We start from the raw sequence: 19,973 nt of genomic DNA on the forward strand, positions 1-19,973 counted from the left end.
AATTAGAATATTCTCAATTATAAGAATTCGATAAGCTTTGGAGTAAAGATGAGCATTCCAATAATAAATGCTGCAATGGCAGCCACGAAGACAGAGCCTGCAGCAGCATCTTTTGCAGCTTTCGCCAGCGGGCGCATTTCCTCCGTAACTAAATCCACTGTCCGCTCAATTGCCGTATTCATAAGTTCTAATGACAGCACTGCGGCAATTGCCCCTATAACCATATACCATTCCACTAAACTGATTTTCAGAAGAAACCCCGCAGCGATGGCCAGCACCATTAGTATACAATGGATCTGAAAATTCCTTTCATGCCGATACACATGCATGAGTCCTGACCAGGCAAATGCGAAGCTTTTCAACAGTCGTTTAAATTCAGATGCTTTCTGATCTTGTAAGCCCATAGGAATCTAAAATCCCCTTCTGCTTAGTAAACATTTCCTTTTCGTCTTCCTCCGTCAAATGATCATAGCCGAGCAAATGCAAAAATCCGTGAACAGCTAAAAACCCAAGTTCTCTTTTAAAACTGTGTCCATAGTCAGCAGCCTGTTCCCTGGTTCTTTCAACAGAGATGATAATATCGCCCAATACCGGAGGCATGTCCGCTCCAATAATCTCGATCTCATCTTCTCCCTGCTCTTCCATTGCAAAGGAAATCACATCTGTCGGCTGATCCTTATCCCTGTATTCCCGGTTGATTTCCTGAATTCTGCGATTATCCGTAAACGAGACCGATACCTCAGCCCCGTCTGTTGTCTGCTCTGCTTCTGCAGCAAATTGCAAAAGCTCCTCTACAATATTTATCTCCTCTGAAGACAGCTCCTGTGTTTCATCAGAAAAATCAATAATAAGTCTTTTACTCATGCCTGCTTCACCTTCTGTTTCGTTACTTCCGGATACTCAATGCGGGAGTGAAAAATTCCTTTTAGGGATTCACAAAAAGACTTCGCCACAATATCCAGTTCTTTTAATGTTAAATCACATTCATTAAGCTGTCCATCCTGGAGACGGTCAGCAATGATTCCTCTAACCAGCTTTTGGATACGCTCAGGTGTTGGGCTGGACATGGAGCGTACTGCTGCCTCAACACTATCGGCAATCGATATTACAGCGATTTCTTTGGTCTGCGGCTTAGGTCCCGGATAACGGAACTCTTCCTCCAGAATTTCATCCCCGCGTTCCTTCGCTTTGTAGTAAAAATATTTCAAAAGGCTCGTTCCATGATGCTGTTCGGCGATATCGACAAACTCTTTCGGCATCTTATGCTTCCTCAGCATATCCGCACCATCTGCAGCATGGGCAATGATCACATTTTTACTCAGCTGAGGTGAAAGCTTGTCATGGGGATTATCCATCTTCATTTGATTCTCAATAAAGTATTGGGGACGTTTTGTTTTCCCTATGTCGTGATAATATGCTCCCACCCTCGCAAGCAAGCCGTTTGCTCCGATCGCTTCACAAGCAGACTCAGACAGGTTGGCTACCATTACGCTATGATGGTACGTACCCGGTGTTTCTGTGAGAATTTTTCTGAGGAGCGGGTGATTAGGGTTTGAAAGCTCAATAAGCCGCATAGTCGAAAGCAACCCGAAGCCTGTTTCAAAAAACGGCTGAAATCCCATCGCCAGTACAGATGCTGCAATACCTGAAACCGCCGACATAATGAAATAGCTTCCAATTTCGAAATTCGAATAGTTTCCATTTTGTATCATAGTAAGCGCTGTAATCATCAAAATATTGACCAGCGCCACAAACAAGCCGGCCTGCAAAATTCTTGAACGTAAATTATGCTTATTAAGGAACAGCACACCTGCCAGGCATCCGGCCAGGTAATAGATCCCCATATTAAAATTAAATGTTCCTGTAATTCCTTCGTTAAAGATTATGCTTCCGCAAACTGAGAGAATGATGCTCGAAAGAATTGCCTGCCTCTCGCTGATAAGCAATTTAACCAGCATTGGCCCCATTGCAGCCGGAACAATAAGTCCTATGTACGTAATATCAAGCTGCTGGAATAGACTTATCGCCTTCATAAACGTTAGCGATATAAAAAATACGAGAAAGAAAAGAAGCAGGGAAAGATTCTTTTTTTCTGCTGTTTTCCGCTGGTTTTCAAAATAATAAATCAAGATTGAAACTGTGAGAAGAACAAAAATCAATAAGCCCAAAAACGGTTTAAAGGATTGCTTATTATTAATAAGACCTGCTATATCCAGCTTATGATAAATTTCAGGGGTAATCGTCTGCCCGTCTGAAACAATAATCTGACCTTGTTTAATGACACTTTCCTTCACTTTGTCTGCAGCCTGCTGACGCTTTTCCTTTGTAGCGGCATCGTCATAAATATAATTCGGAATGACTGCATATTGGCCGATTTCGATGGAGGATTGAAGCATTTCAGATGTTAGCGGAGTATATTGGAGCTCCTTCTCTACCTGCTGTTTCTTTTCCTCAAGTTTATCTGTCGAAATTTCCTCGCGCATCACTTTATTAACAGTGGTCACAACCGATTCTTTAGCCACCGTCAGTTCCTCTGTCGAAGCTCCGATAAGAGGCAGAAGTGTATTTTTTGAAATTTTTTGCTTAAGCCCGTCTGCCAGCTTTTTTTCAAGAAGAGCATACTTTTCTTCTGGAGAAAGCGGTTTCAATTGTTTCTCCTTTGCCGTTTCATCAGTTTGGGCTGCATCGCTTTTCACTTCGTTTAACGCCTCTTTATTCACTTCTATAGCAGAATTGTATATAAAATTAACAAGCTGGACCCTGCTGTCCGAATACTCTTCAACAAGCCTGTACTGATCCTCTGTCTGCTGATACGCCTCGTTCTTTTTTCTCTCCGTTTCCTCTCTGTCTACTACATTGATCGGGGAGTATAGTGTTTGTTTTGATATATCGAGCAGTTTGATATCGAGGTTTTGAGGTTTGACGTTCCCGTAAAGGGTGGCGAATAAAATAATTCCAAAAAGCACATACAGAATATAGTGAAGGAATCGGTTTTGATTAATGAGGTCAATTTGTTTTTTTAAGCCTGTCCGTTTTTTCTTCATGTAAAGCACCTCCCGCTGCAGTGAAGTAAGCTCAAATGGGTGATGATACATAGACAGATGACCCGGTGCGGGTCATCTGCCATCAGTTCTCATTTTTTTGATAGGCTTCAATGATTTTTCCAACAAGAGGATGTCTGACAACATCTGCCTGCTCCAATTCAACAAAGGAGATTCCCGGCACATTTTGAAGCATGCTGCGGGTAATGGCAAGACCGGATTTAACTCCTTTTGGCAGATCAACTTGTGTGATATCGCCTGTAACCACCATTTTTGAGCCGAATCCCAATCTGGTTAAGAACATTTTCATTTGAGCATGAGTGGTATTCTGCGATTCATCTAAAATAACAAATGCGTCATCCAGCGTCCTGCCCCTCATGTAGGCTAGAGGAGCAACTTCAATGGTTCCGCGTTCCATTAGACGCTCTGTGTGCTCTATGCCAAGGACATCATGCAGAGCGTCATAGAGAGGCCTTAAATAGGGATCTACTTTTTCTTTTAGGTCCCCGGGTAAAAATCCGAGGCTCTCTCCTGCTTCAACAGCGGGCCTTGTCAGCACGATTCTTTTAACTGACCCGCTTTTTAGTGCATTGACCGCCATAACGACAGCCAAATAGGTTTTTCCTGTGCCCGCCGGACCGATCCCGAACACAAGGTCTGATTGCCTTATGGCAGATATATAATGCCTCTGACCCAATGTTTTAATGCGAATGGGTTTTCCTTTTGCATTTTTCGTAATTTCTTCGTTAAATAAAGACTGGAATTCATCGAGTTTTTGTTTCTTCGCCATGCTTACCGCATAGATTACGTCCCTTTCGGATATGACAATCCCTTTGCGGATAACGCCTAGCAAAGCCTGCAATATATCATCAGTCAGCTGGACATTAATGGAGTCTCCAGAAACATATACTGCTTCACCGCGGGTCACGATGGTGACATGAAGCTCTTCTTCGAGCCTTTTGAGGTGAATATCCTGATTACCGAAGAGCATCATAGCTTCATTCGGATTTCCTAACTTCTGATTCATTGACACTAAGTCTTCTGGCATTCTTTAGTCTCCCTGAACTATTGGTGTGGTTTTCACGATATCTTCAATTACCTGGTAAAGTATTTTCAATTTTACTTTACCATTCTCATTCCTTTGGTGCAAAACTTTTTCGCCCGAGATCCGGCCGTTTTCTCCAATTTTTTGCATTAAGTCCTCTTTACCCATTTCCACTCCGGCTTTAACGGCTTCCTTTACTGTGTAACTCCTGGTTACTACTTCCTTTTCCCTCTTTATTTCTTTTATATACGCAAACGGGGTCTTCCACCCCAAAAATTGCAAATCTCTTTTGTCCTGTTCCTTAACAAAAACGGACGGATCTTCTTGTCTGTAACCCCAAATCTGCAGATTCCATCCGTTAATTGAGACAAATTGTTTTTCTGTTAAATTACCGTTGAAAACGCTGAAATCCGTCTTAAGAGGTACTTCGACTTCTGTTTCATACCATGTTTCGCCAAAAATCTTTGCCTTTGCCGGGATAGCTTTTTCGCCCACCATCCCCGAAACAAGAAGCTGGCCCTGCTGCACATGATCATGAACCATAGCCAGCGGCTTCCCCTGCTCTACATAGATCCTTGTTATAACTGCTTTTTTCTTTGCGACGATATTGCGGGGGCTTGCGTATTCCTCCTGATCCGGCATATTTTTTTCTACCACTTTCAAATGATAGGATGTCCCTTTTAATTCCACCCCGACCCAGGTTAAAGCCGGAATACGATTAGTTAAGATTTTCTGAATGTCATCTGAATCATAGGTCAAGAACTGAACAGCTCCTGCTTTTACTCCCATCCGGTCCAATTCCTTTACTATTAAATGCTCGGTTTCCGGCTTAGCTCCATGGACTTCAATTGACCAGATCATATTGGACAGCAAGAACAGCACGCCCAAAAACAAAAGCATTCCCAGGACAAATCCGCTGTTCTTGTATGATCTTTTCACAACAAAGGGGAAGCCGTTTTTCTTTGAAAAGCTGCATTTGCAATCCTGCTTTCTCCTTACAGCCCGGAAAGCATGTACATCTTTCAGCGGAATAAAAAAGGAAATCGATTGATCCCCTTCACGCTTCACTCTCCAGACCGATATACCGCTGCGGAGACATTCATTTATCATCCGCTCAAGGCCGGTACCCTCTGCTTTAATTTGAACATAGCCAATCCAAAAGTTTGTCCAGCTGTTTTTCACACCGTTTCTCCTCCATTCCCCCATTGCGGTTACTGTTCAAGGTAATGAACCTGCTCTATTTTTCCTTCAAGCATAATTTCCTCCGGCAATATCGTTCGGATCACAAAGCTCTTTCCTTTTATTAAAAGCTGTCCCTGTTTAAGGAGAAGCCTAATTTCCTGATCGGAGAACTTCAGGAGCCCCCGGTGGTTTTCAATATATATATGAATCTGGCCCACCATCGTAATTCTCGGCAAATCCATCATGACATCAGGCGGGAGTTCAATGGTTTTCGTTATCCATTCTGCAATACGGCTGTTCCATTTTTTAGCCATAAAAAAGAACCCCCCTTTATCTCATATGTATGAAATTATTTATAAATATATGTATAAACCCTTGATATGATTGTCCCTGTGAGATTATATTCGGGAGGAAAAACAACTATGCCAGTAGCAGCTATGATAAAAAACGTTGGAGTATAGCAGTTACAATACGTGGAATCGAAACATTTCATTTTTTTGTACCTTAGGGTTATTGAATAATGTACAAACTGATAATCGAATGACAAAGCTTATAGCAACAAGAGAAACAAAGCATTGAATATGGTTTTAAAAAAGTAAAACAGAACAAAAAGTCATTAATAAGCCGAGAATTTGATAGGAGTCTCTCTGAAATCAAGGAAAAGTACACTTTAGAGTACAAAAAGGCTAATTGAAAGAAAAATTCAGATTGGATTCAAGTAAAACCACCATTTATAAAAAGTAAAACATCCATTCGGATGAAACCCCGCCTTTTTTATAAAACTGGGATTTTATGAAGACCATCAAATCTTTTCACCTCCCCGCTATTTTAATACTAAGGTGAATTTAAAAAGACAATAGTTCTTGCAAGAAGATAAGACATGATTCTAGAGCGTGGCTTATCCTATTGAGGATATCCAGTTCTGAGGCAATTTGAACTTAAGTACATTCACCCAACATAGTGCATAGCATATTTTTATAACCTGGGAAAGGATTGAGAAAAATGCACTATGCTCCTTATATGTATCCATACCAGTATCCATATCAATACCCATATTATGTGAATGGGCCAATGAATTATTATGGAAGACAATCTGTTTACTGGACGTATCCTAATGAGATCATGCATGCAAACAGCTTTGATTCTTTTCGCTCTTCTGGCGGAGCCGGAAATATTTTATTAACAGATTACGGACCAAATCCATTTACCATAAATATCAATGAAGCAACGAAGCAAAACAATACTTATCGTACTGCTTTATGGACAGGAACACATTTACAAGTGACTTTAATGAGTATTAATCCTGGTGAAGATATCGGTCTGGAAATTCATCCTGATGTTGATCAATTCTTGCGGATTGAACAAGGCCAGGGGATCGTACAAATGGGTAAAAGTAAAAATGACTTAAACTTTAAACGAAATGTTTATGATGATGATGCGATATTTATACCTGCGGGAACATGGCATAATGTAACAAATACAGGTAATGTTCCGCTGAAACTTTACTCAATCTATGCTCCTCCTAACCATCCATTTGGCACTGTTCATGTCACCAAAGCAGATGCAGAGGCTGCGGAAGAAGGAAGCGGTCATAACACTGGAATTACAGGTGTTTTTGGCAGGACTCCAGATGAATGGGTACAGTACACGGAATTTTTGGTAAATGAAGGGTTAGAGGACGTTAAAAGAGGAATAAATGCTACACACATTCTTCAAGAATTTATTCTAATGGGCGTTCTTGTAGGGAAAGGGTATTTTCCCAAAAAAGCATATGAAACAGTAGAAGAATGGGAACGAACAGGAGAATCAAAACTTCTTCAGCAAAGCAAAAATATGTAGAATTAGAGTAAAAGCATATAGTTAAGAGAAAAAAATCCTTTTGATAAAAGATTCACTTAACCTTTGCTAACTTTAGAATCTAATAGTTAACATTACTAAGGAGTATGATTCCATACGCTGAGGAAGAAAGGACTAAGATTAAGACTCGTCAAGCTGAAGGCATAGCCGTCAGCAAAAGCAAAAGGCAAACACCTAGGAAGTAACACAACTATTACATCTGAATTTGAGCATGTTTATAAGCAATGGAAAGCTGGAGAAATCACTGCAGTTGAAGCAATGAAGAAATCAAATATGACAAAGGCTGCACTCTATCGTAGAGTTAAGGAATATGAAGCAAGCTAAGGGCTTCTCAAGCGGTCTCGATTCTTTTGCAATTAAAATGGAAAAGGTGAGGTTTACACTAAACCTCACCTAGACCACTTTCATTCAATTGTAATCATGCCATCCCCCTATATTTCCACATTTTCATGGGGGCTATCTACAGACCATGCCTTCAATTGGTTCACCCATACATCATTACAATCGAAGCAACACTCAAACGGTTATCCTTTGCTCTTATGACTTTCCCTTCATCTCATACATAACGTAACCCCCTATAAAAAAATTCAAATGTATGAGAGAAGCGGGGGTCTGATTGATAAATCTTGCGGTCTTATTTTCTCTGTCTTGTATAATGAGGATTTACAGAACGCGGCTTTCCAGTGATTTCTGCCCAGATGATTCCCTGGACGGCAGGGCTTTGAACAGCTGATTTTTTCCGATGCTTTGCTGCCCTGCTAAGCTTTACCACACTCAGTTCGTTCTCAGAACCCCGGTGATCCGGCTTCTTATCCGTTTTATGCTCTCTTTGAACCCTCTCATAAACCGTTTGCACAGTCTCCTGAAGCTGCTTTTCCGGTTCCTGGTAAGCGACCGGCCGGGAATTTTGCTTTTTCTGTTGTTCAGGGTTTTTTTCTCCACTCTTGAACACTCTGGAAAAGAAGGCACCAATCAGCCATAAAAGAACGGCTGATACAATCGGGTTTTCTGCAATCGCACGAATTAGCGATTCAATGGCATCCATTAAATCCCCCTCCTATTCTACTTAGAATCATCCTCCGGCCCATTCATCTTTCCGATTGAACCTCTCATATCGGTATCGGCAGACAGGTTTTGAATGTTTAAGTAATCCATTACCCCCATATTGCCGCTTTTGAGAGCATCTGCCATTGCAAGAGGAACAGCAGCTTCTGCTTCTACCACCTTGGCGCGCATTTCTTCCACCTTCGCTCTCATTTCCTGTTCAGATGCAACAGCCATTGCTCTGCGCTCCTCAGCTTTAGCCTGTGCAATTTTCTTGTCTGCTTCAGCCTGGTCAGTTTGAAGAATGGCTCCGATGTTTTTACCTATATCCACATCTGCAATATCGATCGAGAGAATTTCAAACGCTGTACCGGAATCCAGCCCTTTATTTAATACGGTCTGTGAGATCATATCCGGGTTTTCAAGGACTTTCTTATGGTTATTTGAGCTTCCGATTGTACTGACAATCCCTTCTCCTACCCTGGCAATTATGGTTTCTTCACCAGCTCCGCCTACTAAACGCTCAATATTCGCTCTGACTGTGATCCTTGCTTTCGCCTTCATCTCAATTCCATCCATCGCAACCCCTGCAATAAAAGGAGTCTCGATGACTTTAGGGTTTACGCTCATTTGTACAGCTTCTAAAACGTCCCGCCCGGCAAGATCAATGGCCGCGCATCTTTCAAACGTCAATTCAATATTCGCCCTTTCAGCAGCGATCAGCGCGTTAACAACACGGTCGACATTACCTCCCGCAAGGTAATGACTTTCCAGCTGATTAGTGGTTACACCGATGCCGGCTTTATGTGCTTTAATCAGCGGGTTAATCACCCTGCTCGGCGTTACTCGGCGCAGTCTCATCCCGATTAATGTAAAAATACTTACTCCGACCCCTGCAGCAAGTGCAGAAATCCAGAGCATGACTGGTACAAACGTAAAAAATATTCCTAATAAAATAACAGCTGCAGCAACTAATCCTATGGTTAATAATGTAGATGGATCCATATTCATCCTCCTGTCAAGATAAAGACTCTAATTCTCTTACGACCACACGGATTCCTTCAGTTTTAACAACCTTCACCTGTTTTCCCTTTTCGGTAAATGTCCCTTCTGATACGGCATCGACGCGCTCTCCATCAATTTCTACAGTGCCTGCAGGACGGAGTGCCGTTAAACAAATACCGGTTTTCCCTATCAGCTCCACCCTGGAGCGATTGGAAATATAGCCGCTTTTCGTATCCACAGCATCATTTAAAATAAACTTCTTAAAAAATTTCATTTTTTTACCAAACACCTTTGTAAGTAGGATGGAAGCAATAATGCAAACTGCAGCTGCAATTCCGATGGAAATACCCATCCAGACAGGATTATCAGCTGAAATAATCATACTGTATCCGATAGCAGCCACCCCTGCAAGACCGATGATTCCGCCTGGGAGGAAGAGTTCTGCAATCAGCAGGATCATCCCTGTAATAAAGAATAGTACAGCACCCAGTCCGGCCAGGCCTGCAGCCAAGTGACCAAAGAAAAATAAAAAGAGAGCAGATAATCCAAGGAAACCAAAAATACCAAATCCAGGGGTATACAACTCAAGAAGCAGCCCTAAAAAGGCAATGGTCAAAAGCAAGGGAATGATGACCGGGTTTGTCAAAAATCGAGCTGCCTGTTCTGCAAAGCTCATATTAGCTGTCTCCGCATTTGCTTTTGAAAAATTCAGTGCAGCGAGAACTTCATTCATCGAATCTGCTTCCCCTTCTGCATAATTGACTTCCAGTGCTTGTTTCCCGGTCAGAGTAAGCAGTTTGCCCTTTCCTGCATTGTATTTGGGAAGATCAATGGAAGCATCCGCCATAGCAAGGGCATATACCGGATCCCGTCCGCTGCTCTCTGCTGTTTCTTTCAGCTCTGCAAGCCAAAAGGACTGGGTCTTTTTATCAGCATCGTCACCATTCCCTTTTATAACAGCTGCAGCACCTATTTTTGATTGTTCGGTAATGTATATGGAGTCTGTACTTAATGCAATGTAGGCACCCGCTGAAAGAGCTCTTGTATTAATATAGGATGCAGTGGGGATTTTTGTTTTTCGAAGCTGTTCTGAAATATCCAAAGCAGCTTGAAGTGATCCCCCAGGTGTGTTGATATCAAGTACAATCTGCCTCACATGTTCTTTTTCTGCACGTTTAATATTCCTTTCAATAAACACGGCCAGTACTGAGTCCACTTCGGTCTTCACCGGGATGATCAGCACTTTTTCATTTTCAGAGCTTTCTGCTGAATTATTGGGTCCTGACACCATGCAAATCGCCATCAGTATGATAAAAACGCTCGCAAATTTTATCAGTTTAATCGGTCATTCCCCCCTTCCAGTTTCCCCATAATGGATATACGTATTAAAATTGGAAAAGATTCAATTTTTGGACAGAAAATACAAATAGAAGACAGAGATTTCCACATAACTAAAAACACCTTGCCTAATGGCAAGGTGTTTTGCTAATTATTATGATAGCTGCTGCTGTACGAGCTTATTGACAAGGGAACCGTCTGCTTTGCCTTTTACTTTAGGCATGATCGCAGCCATTACCTTGCCCATATCAGCTTTGGAAGATGCGCCAGTCTCTTCAATCGCATGATTGATGATGGCAAGCAATTCTTCATTTGAAAGCTGTTCAGGCATGTACTCATTGACGATCACAATTTCAGCTTGAAGTTTATCTACCAAATCAGAACGATCAGCGTTTTTGAATTCCTGGAGGGAGTCCTTACGTTGTTTAAGTTCGCGAGAGAGGATTGTTAATTCCTCATCTTCAGACAACTCGGATTTGTTAAGCTTGATCGCTTCATTTTGCATGGAAGCTTTGACCATTCGTATAACAGTGAGTCTGTCTTTGTCTTTATTTCTCATCGCTTGCTTCATATCCTGATTTAAACGATCAAGAAGACTCATGCAATACACCCTCTTTTAGAATTTGCGCTTTCTAGCCGCCTCTGATTTCTTTTTGCGTTTTACGCTAGGTTTTTCATAAAATTCACGCTTTCTTGCTTCTTGCAACGTGCCTGTTTTTGAAACGGAACGTTTAAAGCGGCGAAGAGCATCTTCAAGCGATTCATTTTTCTTAACTACTGTTTTAGACATGCTATTTCCCTCCCTCCGAATACACCAATCGACGAATGCTTCAAAGTTGTCATGCTTATTTAAACATGTACTTTGCAATTATAATATAATAGGAGGAAATGGTCAACCAAAACTCGCTGTAACCCTTGAATTACCGCATTTTATTCAATAATCGGACTTTGAGCTTCCTCCACTGACAATGCTGATCCCTGCGCTTGCTCCAATTCTTGTTGCTCCCGCTTCAATCATAAGGTCTGCTCCGGCACGGTCACGCACTCCGCCAGAAGCTTTAACTCCCAGATCAGGACCTACCGTTTTTCTCATTAAACGGATGTCTTCAACCGTTGCTCCTCCTGTGGAGAAACCTGTAGACGTTTTAACAAAGTAGGCACCCGCTTTAACGGAAAGCTCACAAGCAAGTGTTTTTTCTTCATCTGTCAAAAGGCAAGTTTCAATAATTACTTTTGTCAGCGCTTTGCCTTTTGCAGCTTCCGTTACAGCACGGATATCCTTTTCAACAAGCTCTTCATTTCCATCTTTAAGAGCGCCGATGTTGATAACCATATCTACTTCTGCTGCTCCCTTTTCAATCGCATCCTTCGTTTCAAATGCTTTTGTTTCAGGTGTAGATGCTCCTAGCGGAAAACCGATAACGGTACATACTTTGACATCTGTACCTTCCAAAAGACGGGCGCATGTTTCAACCCATGTTGGATTTACACAAACAGAAGCGAATTGATATTCTTTTGCTTCCTCACAAAGTTTTTCAATCTGAGCCTTGGTCGTGTCAGGTTTTAGTGCTGTGTGATCTATCATTTTTGCCATTTTTTCAGTCATGTTTGTAACCCCTCTCAACTAGTTGTCGGACTTCTTACCTCTTCTATTATACATAGACAAGACGTTCAAGTCATTACCTCAAAATCGAAGCACTTTCCAGCGGCTCTGGCAACTGGGTCCGACGACTATACGCATTAGGAATTTAGTGAAATAAAATCGCATGAACCTTAATTCGATTTGAAAATACCCTATTGAATTTGCCGTTAATTTCCGATTCAGACACTCCCCTTAAGCGGGCGGAAGAGTATCATTGGTTCTTTGCGATCTCCCCTGACTCGCTTCTCGCGCCTTACGCTCCAATCAACATTCTGCTTTTCAAAACCAAAAAAAAGAAATCCGAAAACCGGATTTCCTTTTTTAAGAGCTTAGTGGGATAGCATCCTTGGGCTCTTCTAAGACTCTCACGAATTGGCCTTCACTATAAGGATAACCGGCCTTTTCAATTTTTACCCGGACAATTTGCCCAACCATTTCCTCTGATGCCTGAAAAACAACTTTTAAATAGTTATCTGTATAGCCGACATATAAGCCGCTTCCAGGAGCCTCTTTGTATTCTTCTTCAGGAATAACTTCCAAAACGTCACCTTCATAGGAGGACGCATATTCCTTCGCAAGCTGATCGGATAGCTCAATTAAGCGATGAACACGCTCATTTTTCACTTCTTCATCCACTTGATCTTCCATTCTTGCTGCAGGGGTGCCTGTCCGCTTTGAATAGGGGAATACATGCAGTTCAGAGAACTTATGCTCTTTAATGAAATTGTAGGTTTCCATGAACTCCTCTTCTGTTTCACCAGGGAATCCAACGATTACATCCGAAGTTACCGCTAATCCTGGGAGGGCTTTTTTGAGGCGCACAAGTCTTTCCGCAAAAAATTCCATTGTATATTTTCTTCTCATTCTTTTTAGAACGGTATTTGAAGCAGATTGAATAGGAATATGCAGGTGGCGGACAATTTTATCGGATTGATCCAGAACCTCAATAACCTCATCCGTGATTTGGCTTGCTTCAATGGAGGAAATCCGGATTCGTTTCAAACCCTCTACCCGTTCATCCAATGCACGCAGCAGGGCAGCAAAATTATAATCCTTCATATCTTCCCCGTAACCGCCAGTATGAATTCCAGTCAGAACAATTTCTTTATAGCCTGAGTCTACAAGCTGCTGAGCTTGTTTAATTACTTCTTCCGGGTCTCTGGAGCGCATCAGTCCCCGAGCCCATGGAATGATGCAGAACGTACAGAAGTTGTTGCAGCCTTCCTGGATTTTTAATGAAGCTCTTGTACGATCGGTAAAGGCCGGTACATCAAGCTCTTCATAAGTTCTTGCTTTCATAATATTGCTAACACCGTTAATCGGCTGTCTTTCTTCGCGATACTGGGCAATGTAATCAAGCATTTTCACCCGATCCTGTGTACCGACAACTATATCCACACCCGGGATGGCCATAATTTCTGCCGGTGATGTCTGGGCATAGCAGCCGGTAACACAAATAACCCCGTCAGGATTTTTTCGAATTGCCCGGCGGATGACCTGGCGGCTCTTTTTATCCCCTGTATTTGTAACCGTACATGTATTGATGACATAAACGTCAGCTGAACTTTCAAAATCTTTCCTCTCATAGCCAGCTTCTTTAAAAAGCTGCCAAATGGCTTCGGTTTCATAATGGTTTACTTTACAGCCTAATGTATGAAACGCAACGGATGCCATATATCTTCACCTCATTAATTCAAAATGGTAGGAAACCGCTGAAAGTGCATACAGCGGAGCGGTTTCAGTCCTTAAAATCCTGGGTCCAAATCCTGCAGTTACGAAGCCATGCTCCTGAAGAAAATCAATTTCCTCAAGCGTAAAACCGCCTTCAGGTCCTGTAGCAACAAGCAGTGACTCCCCAGTGGACAGCTGTTCAAGAGCTTTTGAGAAACTGCTCTTTTCACCTTTTTTTGCTGATTCTTCATAAGCTGCAATTTTCACACCGTACTCTTTGGAAATCTGGACGAGCTCTTTTAAAGAAACCGGGTCATTCACTAATGGAATGCGGTTGCGGTATGATTGCTCGGCTGCTTCCTTCGCTATCTTTTGCCAGCGTTCGGTTTTCTTCTTGGATTTTTTATCATCCAATTTTACTACAGAACGAGCCGCATTAAAAGGGATAAACTTAAGAGCACCGAGCTCTGTCCCTTTTTGGATAATCAAATCCAGTTTATCCCCTTTAGGCAGCCCGCATGCAATCGTAACACGTACCGGCAGTTCTTTATTTTCAGTCACCCATTCTGCGACATTGCATTCTGCCTCATTTTGCCCCGGTTCGGCCAGAGTGCATAATGCTTCCTCTCCATCTGAAGTTACCCAAATGATTGAATCTCCCTCTCTCATCCGCATAACCTTTATCATATGATGAAAATCGTCGCCTGCTGCTTTAATAGAGGATCCAATTTCACTTTTTGGTGTATTGATAAAATAACGCTGCATCATAATCCCTCCAAACGCCGGTCCTGAAATTTTAAAGGGGCGACTGAAAGAGCCGGCCCCAGTTAAATGTGCGCATCAGATGGCACGATGTTCGTTTTTCCTTGCTGTAAAAGCAACCCAGTCTTCCATAACAACCGTTTCCGAGATCTCAAACCCCGCATTAATAAGCGCATCTCTCACATCGTTTTTCTTATTGAGAATGATGCCGGATGTGATAAACCATCCTCCGTCTTTTACAAGGCTATATGCTTCATCTGTAAACTTTAAAATAACCTCGGCCAATATATTCGCGACGATGACATCTGCTTGTTCGGAAATTCCGGATAGCAGGTCGTTTTGAAAAACTTCGACCTGTTCATTCACTTTGTTGAGAACTGTATTTTGCCTGGCGCTTTCCACTGCCACTGGATCTAAATCCATCGCGCTGACACTTTCAGCACCCAATAAAGCAGAAGCGATGCTGAGTACACCTGATCCTGTTCCAATATCAATGACCCGGTCCCCTTTATTTACAGTACGCTCTAATGCCTGTATACATAAAACCGTTGTAGGGTGCGTACCCGTTCCAAACGCCATACCAGGATCAAGTTCGATAATGAGTTCATCCGAATGAACCGGCTCATATTCTTCCCAGGTAGGAACGATGGTGAATTTTTCTGATATTTTCACAGGATGGTAATATTTTTTCCAGGCTGTAGCCCAGTCCTCTTCATCCACTTCGCTCGTCGTAAGCTGTTTAGAGCCTAAATTAATCCCATACTGAGATAACCCCTCAATAGAGTCCGTGATTCCTTCAACCGTTTCGGCTAAAAAACTGTTCATTGGCAGGTAGGCCTTAATAATGACTCCCTCAGCAGGATAGTCAAGAGGATCGAGGTGGTAGATTTCTCCATAAACACTTTCTCTGTCCTTTAGCAGGTCCATTTGGTCTTCGATTACGACACCGCTCGCTCCAGCTTCGTGTAGTATGTTAGAGATTGGTTCTACTGCTTCCTGTGTTGTATGGATACTGATTTCTGACCATTTCATCCTCTGCCAACTCCTTAATATTTAATCGCCTTTAATTGCTCTTTTTACTTTGTCGAAGAAGCTTTCTTCATTCTCATCAGGCAGGTTGCCAGTTGTTTCAGCAAATTCTCTGATCAGTTCTTTTTGCTTTTCTGTGAGGTTTGTAGGAGTGACCACACGTACGACAATATGCTGGTCTCCTTGTCCATATCCTCTAACATTCGGAATACCTTTTCCTTTCAGGCGGAATTTAGTGCCAGCCTGTGTTCCAGCAGGAACTTTAAGCTTCACCTTCCCCTGAAGAGTAGGAACTTCAATTTCATCCCCTAATGCTGCTTGTGCAAACGTTAGAGGCATTTCACAATATACATCGTCTCCGTCACGCTCAAAGAAATCATGCGGCTGGATTTGGAAAACAACATATAAATCGCCTGCCGGTCCGCCATTGATTCCTGGCTCACCCTGCCCGGATACACGAAGCTGCTGTCCATCATCCACGCCTGCCGGAATGTTCACTTTGATTTTTCTGCGCTTCTTCACTGTTCCATCGCCGCCGCATGTGGAGCACTTATGTTTAATCATTTTTCCAGTTCCGCTGCAATAATGACAGACTCTGCGATTTACGATACGGCCAAATGGTGTGTTCTGCTCAACATTCAGCTGACCCGAACCTCCGCAGTGTGAGCAGGTTTCCGGTGATGTACCAGGCTTAGCTCCTGAACCGTGACATGTATCGCATGTTTCATCTCTTGGAATTTCAATTTCCTTTTCCAGTCCAAATGCCGCTTCTTCAAACTTCAATGACATCGTGTACTGTAGATCGGCTCCCTGGCGAGGGGCATTCGGATCTCTTCTCCGGCCTCCGCCTCCGCCAAAAATAGAACTAAAAATATCATCAAAGCCAAATCCGCCGCCAAAGTCGCCGCCCTGTCCGCCGAATCCGCCAAATCCCTGATTCGGATCCGTATGACCGAATTGATCATAGTGACCGCGCTTCTGATCATCGCTAAGCACTTCATAAGCTTCTTTGATCTCTTTAAATTTCTGATCGGCATCTGCCTCTTTATTAATATCCGGATGGTACTGTTTCGAAAGCTTGCGGTAGGCGCGCTTGACCTCCTCTTTCGAAGCATCCTTGCCGACGCCAAGTACATCATAGTAGTCTCGCTTACTCATAATCCTCTCAACTCCCGAATTCTCACATAAAGTAAATTGTATCATTTTTTAATGAATAGTAGCAACACAGAAAAGCGGAGGGCGCTTGAACGTGCCGACTGGGGCATTGGAGCTTTCGACCGAGAGGCGCTCTTTGCCTCGACCGAGGAAGCGAAATGACCCTGCGGCACAGCGCCCGCAGCTAGACAACACAGAAAAGCGGAGGCGGCTCGTTCAGGCCCGACAGACGGTGGAGCTGGAACTGACAAAGTCGCCTTTTGACTTTGACAGGGCCAGCGAAGCGTCCGAGGGACTAGCCGCCGCAGCTGGACAACACAGAAAAGCGAAGGGCGCTCAAATAAGGTTGTTCTGCTAAGACCGCGACGTCCTGTCGCAACGCAGAACTGACCTGCATCGTTCAGGCCCGAGCTGGAACTGACAAAAGTCGCCTTTTGACTTTGACAAGGCCAGCGAAGCGTCCGAGGGACTAGGCCAGTCAATACATAAAAGCGGAGGGGGCCTGTTATAAATAAGCACCAAACCGGCCTTCCTCCTTGCCGCTCATGCTGCATGAAGCGTTCCCATGCATTTTATTGCTATAAGCTTCCGCCTGTTCTCAGCTAATCGTAAAAAAAGTCAAAGTCAAGGCAAGCCTGACTTTGACTTTTCTAAGGAAAGTGCTTCGTTTATTTCTTCTGGTCTTGGTCGTCTACTTCTTCATAATCTGCATCAACAACATTATCGTCTTTTGCAGTTTGGCCTTCTTGACCCTGCTGCTGTTTTGCTGCATCTTCATAAAGCTTCATAGAAAGCTGCTGGACGATTTCCTGAAGTTCATCTTTTTTCGCTTTGATTTCTTCAAGCTCATTTTTCTCAATCGCTACTTTAAGTGCATCTTTCGCATCATTAGCTTTTTTCACTTCTGCTTCGTCCACTTTGCCTTCAAGGTCTTTTAGTGTTTTTTCAGTAGTGAAAACAAGCTGATCCGCTTCGTTGCGAACTTCTACTTCTTCTTTGCGTTTTTTGTCTGCATCTGCATTTTCTTCCGCTTCTTTAACCATGCGGTCGATTTCATCATCACTCAAACCAGTAGAAGATTTGATTGTGATGGTTTGTTCTTTATTCGTGCCAAGATCTTTTGCACGAACATTAACAATTCCGTTTTTATCAATATCGAAGCTTACTTCGATTTGAGGAACGCCGCGTGGTGCCGGCGGAATATCCGTTAGCTGGAAGCGGCCAAGTGTTTTGTTGTCTGCTGACATAGGGCGTTCACCTTGAAGAACGTGGATGTCCACCGCTGTCTGGCTGTCTGCAGCTGTTGAGAACGTTTGTGATTTGCTAGTTGGGATCGTAGTATTGCGGTCAATAAGCTTCGTGAATACGCCGCCCATTGTTTCAATTCCAAGAGATAGAGGCGTAACGTCAAGTAGAACGACATCTTTAACGTCTCCTGTGATTACACCGCCTTGAATGGAAGCTCCAAGTGCTACTACTTCATCCGGGTTAACACCTTTATGCGGCTCTTTGCCTGTTTCTTTCTTGATTGCATCCTGTACAGCAGGAATACGTGTAGAACCCCCAACAAGGATAACTTTATCAAGATCGTCTCTTGAGATGCCGGCATCTTGAAGTGCCTGGCGCACAGGAGCCATCGTACGTTCAACAAGGTCTGATGATAGCTCTTCGAATTTCGCTCTTGAAAGGTTCAGTTCCAAGTGAAGAGGTCCAGCTTCCCCTGCAGTGATAAATGGAAGCGAAATCTGAGTGGAAGATACTCCTGACAAATCTTTTTTCGCTTTCTCAGCTGCATCTTTCAAACGCTGAAGCGCCATTTTATCTTTAGAAAGATCAATGCCGTTTTCTTTTTTGAATTCAGCTACTAAGTGATCAATGATTACTTGGTCAAAATCGTCTCCTCCAAGGCGGTTATCACCTGCAGTGGAGCGAACTTCAAACACACCGTCTCCAAGTTCCAGAACGGATACGTCAAATGTACCGCCGCCGAGGTCGTAAACAAGGATCGTTTGATCTTCGTCCTGTTTATCAAGACCGTAAGCAAGCGCTGCAGCAGTAGGTTCATTGATAATACGCTCAACTTCAAGTCCTGCAATACGGCCGGCATCTTTTGTAGCTTGGCGTTCTGCATCGTTGAAATAAGCTGGAACAGTGATAACAGCTTTTGTAACAGGTTCGCCAAGATAGCTTTCAGCATAGGATTTCAAGTGCTGAAGGATGACAGCTGATATTTCCTGAGGTGTGAAGTTTTTGCCTTCTGCTTCAACTTTATAGTCTGTTCCCATATGACGCTTAACTGACATAATCGTATTGGGATTTGTAATAGCCTGGCGTTTTGCCACTTCCCCTACCTGACGCTCGCCGTTTTTAAAAGAAACAACGGAAGGTGTCGTGCGGTTGCCCTCTGGATTAGGGATTACTTTTGGTTCTCCGCCTTCAAGAACAGCGACACAAGAGTTCGTTGTACCCAAGTCGATACCGATAATTTTGCTCATAATGTTACCTCCTCAAGTTATGTATAGATTATTGACTTACTTTTACCATAGAAGGGCGAATAACCCGGTCTTTTAGTTTGTAGCCTTTTTGGAACTCTTCAATGACTGTATTGGGTTCAAATCCTTCTTCTTCACCCTGCATGACAGCCTGATGCAAATGAGGATCGAACGTTTTCCCTACAGTCTCGATTTCTTCTACACCCTCGCTTTTAAGAGCTTGAACGAGCTGGCGGTGAACCATTTCCATCCCTTGCAGAAGAGATTTAGTCTGTTCATCGGAAGCTTCAACCTTAAGAGCTCTTTCGAAGTTATCCAATGCAGGAAGAATTTCAGAAATCAAATTTTGTGCGCGGTACTTTTGGACGGATTCAGCGTCCATTCTTGCTCTGCGCTTAAAGTTTTCAAAGTCTGCCTGAACGCGGAGCAGCTTGCTTTCAGATTCGTCCACTTTTGATTCAAGGGAAGCAATTTTCTCTCTCGCTTCGCTAAGCTCGTCCGTTTCAGTCTCCGCTTCTGCGGTTTCTTCCTGAGAAAGAGTCTCCTCATCTGAAAGAGGGGATTTTTCTTCTGCTTCTTCTGCTAAATCACGTTCGTTTAAATCTTTTTCATTTTCCACAATCTTTCACCTCCCTTAAATGCATGAGAAAGGGGATGGGTTTTGCCGCTCCCCATCCTTCTTTTGTTAAGGCTGTTCTGCTGGCTTTGCG

At 43.0% G+C, this 19,973-nt stretch carries 19 protein-coding genes and 1 pseudogene; 2 read left to right on the top strand and 18 right to left on the bottom strand.

Going from position 1 to position 19,973, the window contains the following annotated elements; translation table 11 throughout:
• Positions 1-17: 17 nt before the first annotated feature.
• From J9317_RS13275 to yqfC, 6 genes are all read right to left on the bottom strand, one after another.
• Positions 18-404, bottom strand: coding sequence for a diacylglycerol kinase family protein (locus tag J9317_RS13275; protein WP_211559341.1), 387 nt, complete (start codon positions 402-404; stop codon positions 18-20).
• Positions 376-864, bottom strand: coding sequence for an rRNA maturation RNase YbeY (gene ybeY / locus J9317_RS13280; protein WP_211559343.1), 489 nt, complete (start codon positions 862-864; stop codon positions 376-378). The genes J9317_RS13275 and ybeY overlap by 29 nt, the downstream gene beginning before the upstream one ends.
• Positions 861-3,044 carry an HD family phosphohydrolase gene (locus J9317_RS13285; RefSeq protein ID WP_211559346.1) on the bottom strand — a complete coding sequence of 728 codons (2,184 nt, stop codon included), beginning with the start codon at positions 3,042-3,044 and terminating at the stop codon, positions 861-863. Before J9317_RS13285 ends, ybeY begins: the two co-directional genes overlap by 4 nt.
• A gap of 82 nt (positions 3,045-3,126) precedes the next feature.
• Complete coding sequence (locus J9317_RS13290; protein WP_211559348.1) at positions 3,127-4,089, bottom strand: PhoH family protein; 963 nt, start codon at positions 4,087-4,089, stop codon at positions 3,127-3,129.
• A gap of 3 nt (positions 4,090-4,092) precedes the next feature.
• Complete coding sequence (gene yqfD / locus J9317_RS13295; RefSeq protein ID WP_211559350.1) at positions 4,093-5,268, bottom strand: sporulation protein YqfD; 1,176 nt, start codon at positions 5,266-5,268, stop codon at positions 4,093-4,095.
• A gap of 29 nt (positions 5,269-5,297) precedes the next feature.
• Positions 5,298-5,582, bottom strand: a complete 285-nt coding sequence (yqfC, locus tag J9317_RS13300; RefSeq protein WP_211559352.1) for a sporulation protein YqfC — start codon at positions 5,580-5,582, stop codon at positions 5,298-5,300.
• Between the two features lie 757 nt (positions 5,583-6,339).
• Here yqfC and J9317_RS13305 point away from each other — a divergent pair.
• Together J9317_RS13305 and J9317_RS21050 are read left to right on the top strand one after the other, a co-directional pair.
• Positions 6,340-7,107, top strand: coding sequence for a cupin domain-containing protein (locus tag J9317_RS13305; RefSeq protein ID WP_431190683.1), 768 nt, complete (start codon positions 6,340-6,342; stop codon positions 7,105-7,107).
• Between the two features lie 116 nt (positions 7,108-7,223).
• A pseudogene (locus J9317_RS21050) lies at positions 7,224-7,449 on the top strand (recombinase family protein); the annotation flags it as partial.
• A 310-nt stretch (positions 7,450-7,759) separates the two neighbouring features.
• Here the strand turns inward: J9317_RS21050 and J9317_RS13310 are convergent.
• From J9317_RS13310 to grpE, 12 genes are all read right to left on the bottom strand, one after another.
• The gene (locus tag J9317_RS13310) at positions 7,760-8,170 is read right to left on the bottom strand and encodes a hypothetical protein (protein ID WP_211559356.1); all 411 of its coding nucleotides are present in this window, start codon (positions 8,168-8,170) and stop codon (positions 7,760-7,762) included.
• Between the two features lie 17 nt (positions 8,171-8,187).
• The gene (floA, locus tag J9317_RS13315; protein ID WP_211559358.1) at positions 8,188-9,174 is read right to left on the bottom strand and encodes a flotillin-like protein FloA; all 987 of its coding nucleotides are present in this window, start codon (positions 9,172-9,174) and stop codon (positions 8,188-8,190) included.
• Positions 9,175-9,187: 13 nt separating this feature from the next.
• Positions 9,188-10,465 carry an NfeD family protein gene (locus J9317_RS13320; protein ID WP_249292174.1) on the bottom strand — a complete coding sequence of 426 codons (1,278 nt, stop codon included), beginning with the start codon at positions 10,463-10,465 and terminating at the stop codon, positions 9,188-9,190.
• 201 nt (positions 10,466-10,666) lie between these two features.
• The gene (locus tag J9317_RS13325; RefSeq protein WP_211559362.1) at positions 10,667-11,113 is read right to left on the bottom strand and encodes a GatB/YqeY domain-containing protein; all 447 of its coding nucleotides are present in this window, start codon (positions 11,111-11,113) and stop codon (positions 10,667-10,669) included.
• Positions 11,114-11,128: 15 nt separating this feature from the next.
• Positions 11,129-11,302, bottom strand: coding sequence for a 30S ribosomal protein S21 (rpsU, locus tag J9317_RS13330; protein WP_009791389.1), 174 nt, complete (start codon positions 11,300-11,302; stop codon positions 11,129-11,131).
• A 144-nt stretch (positions 11,303-11,446) separates the two neighbouring features.
• Positions 11,447-12,118, bottom strand: a complete 672-nt coding sequence (deoC, locus tag J9317_RS13335) for a deoxyribose-phosphate aldolase (protein WP_211559363.1) — start codon at positions 12,116-12,118, stop codon at positions 11,447-11,449.
• Positions 12,119-12,475: 357 nt separating this feature from the next.
• A complete protein-coding gene (mtaB, locus tag J9317_RS13340) occupies positions 12,476-13,828 on the bottom strand; it encodes a tRNA (N(6)-L-threonylcarbamoyladenosine(37)-C(2))-methylthiotransferase MtaB (protein WP_211559366.1) in 1,353 nt (450 codons plus the stop codon).
• Between the two features lie 6 nt (positions 13,829-13,834).
• Positions 13,835-14,590, bottom strand: coding sequence for a 16S rRNA (uracil(1498)-N(3))-methyltransferase (locus J9317_RS13345; RefSeq protein WP_211559368.1), 756 nt, complete (start codon positions 14,588-14,590; stop codon positions 13,835-13,837).
• A 75-nt stretch (positions 14,591-14,665) separates the two neighbouring features.
• A complete protein-coding gene (gene prmA, locus J9317_RS13350) occupies positions 14,666-15,619 on the bottom strand; it encodes a 50S ribosomal protein L11 methyltransferase (RefSeq protein ID WP_211559370.1) in 954 nt (317 codons plus the stop codon).
• 21 nt (positions 15,620-15,640) lie between these two features.
• A complete protein-coding gene (dnaJ, locus tag J9317_RS13355; RefSeq protein WP_211559372.1) occupies positions 15,641-16,774 on the bottom strand; it encodes a molecular chaperone DnaJ in 1,134 nt (377 codons plus the stop codon).
• 665 nt (positions 16,775-17,439) lie between these two features.
• Positions 17,440-19,266, bottom strand: a complete 1,827-nt coding sequence (gene dnaK, locus J9317_RS13360; protein ID WP_211559374.1) for a molecular chaperone DnaK — start codon at positions 19,264-19,266, stop codon at positions 17,440-17,442.
• 28 nt (positions 19,267-19,294) lie between these two features.
• Positions 19,295-19,885, bottom strand: coding sequence for a nucleotide exchange factor GrpE (grpE, locus tag J9317_RS13365; protein ID WP_211562385.1), 591 nt, complete (start codon positions 19,883-19,885; stop codon positions 19,295-19,297).
• Between the last annotated feature and the right edge of the window lie 88 nt (positions 19,886-19,973).

The organism is Metabacillus flavus (genome assembly GCF_018283675.1).
GTDB lineage: Bacteria > Bacillota > Bacilli > Bacillales > Bacillaceae > Metabacillus_B > Metabacillus_B flavus.

Excerpts from the sequence above, each read along its gene's own strand:
- J9317_RS13275 (WP_211559341.1), bottom strand. The coding sequence starts at position 404 with ATGGGCTTACAAGATCAGAAAGCATCTGAATTTAAACGACTGTTGAAA.
- ybeY (WP_211559343.1), bottom strand. The coding sequence starts at position 864 with ATGAGTAAAAGACTTATTATTGATTTTTCTGATGAAACACAGGAGCTG.
- J9317_RS13285 (WP_211559346.1), bottom strand. The coding sequence starts at position 3,044 with ATGAAGAAAAAACGGACAGGCTTAAAAAAACAAATTGACCTCATTAAT.
- J9317_RS13290 (WP_211559348.1), bottom strand. The coding sequence starts at position 4,089 with ATGCCAGAAGACTTAGTGTCAATGAATCAGAAGTTAGGAAATCCGAAT.
- yqfC (WP_211559352.1), bottom strand. The coding sequence starts at position 5,582 with ATGGCTAAAAAATGGAACAGCCGTATTGCAGAATGGATAACGAAAACC.
- J9317_RS13305 (WP_431190683.1), top strand. The coding sequence starts at position 6,340 with ATGAATTATTATGGAAGACAATCTGTTTACTGGACGTATCCTAATGAG.
- J9317_RS13310 (WP_211559356.1), bottom strand. The coding sequence starts at position 8,170 with ATGGATGCCATTGAATCGCTAATTCGTGCGATTGCAGAAAACCCGATT.
- floA (WP_211559358.1), bottom strand. The coding sequence starts at position 9,174 with ATGGATCCATCTACATTATTAACCATAGGATTAGTTGCTGCAGCTGTT.
- J9317_RS13320 (WP_249292174.1), bottom strand. The coding sequence starts at position 10,465 with ATGGTGTCAGGACCCAATAATTCAGCAGAAAGCTCTGAAAATGAAAAA.
- J9317_RS13325 (WP_211559362.1), bottom strand. The coding sequence starts at position 11,113 with ATGAGTCTTCTTGATCGTTTAAATCAGGATATGAAGCAAGCGATGAGA.
- rpsU (WP_009791389.1), bottom strand. The coding sequence starts at position 11,302 with ATGTCTAAAACAGTAGTTAAGAAAAATGAATCGCTTGAAGATGCTCTT.
- deoC (WP_211559363.1), bottom strand. The coding sequence starts at position 12,118 with ATGACTGAAAAAATGGCAAAAATGATAGATCACACAGCACTAAAACCT.
- mtaB (WP_211559366.1), bottom strand. The coding sequence starts at position 13,828 with ATGGCATCCGTTGCGTTTCATACATTAGGCTGTAAAGTAAACCATTAT.
- J9317_RS13345 (WP_211559368.1), bottom strand. The coding sequence starts at position 14,590 with ATGCAGCGTTATTTTATCAATACACCAAAAAGTGAAATTGGATCCTCT.
- prmA (WP_211559370.1), bottom strand. The coding sequence starts at position 15,619 with ATGAAATGGTCAGAAATCAGTATCCATACAACACAGGAAGCAGTAGAA.
- dnaJ (WP_211559372.1), bottom strand. The coding sequence starts at position 16,774 with ATGAGTAAGCGAGACTACTATGATGTACTTGGCGTCGGCAAGGATGCT.
- dnaK (WP_211559374.1), bottom strand. The coding sequence starts at position 19,266 with ATGAGCAAAATTATCGGTATCGACTTGGGTACAACGAACTCTTGTGTC.